The 2,262-nt window shown below is 69.8% G+C and carries 3 protein-coding genes; 1 reads left to right on the forward strand and 2 read right to left on the reverse strand.

Translation table 11 applies throughout. The annotated features are described in order from the left end of the window. A partial coding sequence (locus QAA18_RS12670) for an exodeoxyribonuclease VII large subunit (RefSeq protein ID WP_279413447.1) occupies nt 1–275 on the forward strand: 275 nt, incomplete at its 5' end. Nucleotides 276–467: 192 nt separating this feature from the next. On the opposite strand, the gene QAA18_RS12675 is transcribed toward QAA18_RS12670, so the two are convergent. Both QAA18_RS12675 and QAA18_RS12680 read right to left on the reverse strand, forming a co-directional pair. After that, on the reverse strand, nt 468–932 hold the full coding sequence (locus QAA18_RS12675; RefSeq protein ID WP_279413449.1) for a hypothetical protein: 465 nt from the start codon (nt 930–932) through the stop codon (nt 468–470). Continuing rightward, nucleotides 932–2,262: EAL domain-containing protein (locus QAA18_RS12680; protein ID WP_279413451.1), on the reverse strand; the 1,331-nt coding region annotated here is incomplete at its 5' end. The genes QAA18_RS12675 and QAA18_RS12680, both read right to left, overlap by 1 nt.

Raw genomic sequence — 2,262 nt, forward strand, 5'->3', positions numbered from 1 at the left:
CGCGTGCGCGGCTGGAGCTGCTGGCGCGGCGGCAAGGCGATGCGGTGCGGCGCCTGCGCTCTGCGATGCAGCGGCGGCTCGAGCAGCGGCAATCGCGCCTGCAGGGGCTGGCGCGTTCGCTGTCGGCCATCAGTCCGTTGGCGACGGTGGCCCGCGGATATTCGATCCTGCAGCATCCGGATGGGCGGGTGGTGCGCAGCGTCGGTGACGTGGCGTCCGGCGACCCCCTGGACGCGCGCGTCAGCGATGGCCAGATCCGCGTCACAGTGACGTAGGAGCGCCTCGCGCGCGAAGCAAAACGTGAACCGCCCGCTCACGTGCGGGGCGTCGCGGGAAAGGTGGTGCGCTTTGGCGAAATCAAGGAGGAGGCCGGGCCGCAGGCCCGGCCGGGGGACATTCGCCAAAGCGGACCGCCTTTCCAGCGTAAGCACACAAGATACCTTCGCGCGCGAGGCGCGCTCCTGCGGTCAGCGGAGGATCAGCGTCGCGCCGTACAGCAGCAGGGAGAGGAGGATGTAGGCGGCTTCGACCCAGCGGCGGCGGGCGGGGTTGTCGCGGGAACGGGTGAGGTCGAGGACGAGCTGGCGCAGCAGGAAGGTGTAGAGCACGTAGTACAGCACCGGCACCGCGTGCACGTACCACGGGAACTCGCCGGCATTGCGGCCGAAGAAGAAGCCCAGGATCCACCCGATCTGGCTGTAGATGCCGACCAGGCCCAGCGCGGCGTTGATGAACATCCAGCGCACCGCGTCGACGCCGAAGATCACCAGGTAGAACACGGTGTAGATGACGATGGCCATGCCGCCGTGCATGTACAGGAAGCCCACGTCGCCGTCGGCGCCATAGGCCAGCACGAAGCCGGCCGCACCGAACATCAGCATGTGCACGAGGAAGAACGGGTAGACGAACCGTTTCGGGAACGCCTGCTGCATCAGAGCGGGGCGGGCTTGCCGTAGAGGAAGCCCTGGCCGAACTGGCAGCCGAGCTCGCGCAGGATGTCGCGCTGGGCGGGGGTCTCGATGCCCTCGCCGATGGTGTCGATGCCCAGGGTGCCGGCCAGGGCCAGGATCGCGCGCACCAGGGCCAGGCTTTCGGCCTGCGTATCGCCGTCGAGGCCGGCGACGAAGCTGCGGTCGATCTTCAGCGACTGGATCGGGAAACGGTGCAGGTAGGACAGCGCCGAGAAGCCGGTGCCGAAATCGTCCAGCAACGCCTGCACGCCGCGGGCGCGCAGGGTGTTGAGCATGCGCAAGGCGCGCGGCGCGTCGTCGAGCAGCGCGACCTCGGTGATCTCGATGCGCAGTCGGCGCGGGTCGGTGCCGGCGGCGTCGAGCATGCGCAGCAGGCGCTCGGCGAAATCGTCGGAGCGGAAGTGCCGCGGCGAGACGTTGATCGACACGTAGGTATCGCCGTGCTCGCGCAACCAGGCGATCACCCGTTCGTAGACCAGCCAGTCGACCTGCTCGATCAGGCCGCTGTCCTCGCCCACGCCGATGAACTCGCCCGGCGGCAGCGGCCCGTGGATCTCGTGGTTCCAGCGCAGCAGCGCCTCGTGGCCGACGACCACGCCGTCGGACAGGCGCACGATCGGCTGGAAGTGCGGCGCGAAGGCGTCGCCCATGATCGCGCGGCGCAGGTCGGCTTCCAGGTCGAGCAGGCGGATGGCGTGGGCGCGCATGTCCTCGTCGAACAGCGCACTGCGGTCGCGGCCCTCGGCCTTCGCGCGGTACATCGCCGCGTCCGCGTCGCGCAGCAGTTCCTCGCCCAGGCGGTAGCGCGGCTGCCACTGGGCGATGCCGATGCTGGCCGAGGGGAACAGTTCGCGCCCACCCAGCCACAGCGGCTTGCCCAGCGCATCGAGGATGCGCCCGGCCATGGCCATGCTGGCCTCGGTGTCGCAGATGCCCTCTGCCAGGATGGTGAACTCGTCGCCGCCGAAACGCGCGACCATGCTGCCCTCGCCGAGCACGCCGGCAATGCGGCGTCCGATCTCGACCAGCATTTCGTCGCCGGCGGCATGGCCGATGGAATCGTTGATCAGCTTGAAGCGGTCCAGGTCCAGGAACAGCACCGCGAAACCGCCGAGCTTGCCGCTGCGCGCACGGTCGATGGCCGCGTCCAGCCGCTCCAGCAGGTGCGGGCGATTGGGCAGGCCAGTGAGCGCATCGTGCCGCGCCTGGTGGGTGAGGCGCTGCTCGGCGCGCACGCGCTCGCCGATCTGCGCGCGCAACTCGCGGTTGGCACCGGCCAGCTCGCGGGTGC

Source organism: Luteimonas sp. 8-5 (assembly GCF_029763755.1).
Taxonomy (GTDB): Bacteria; Pseudomonadota; Gammaproteobacteria; order Xanthomonadales; family Xanthomonadaceae; genus Cognatiluteimonas.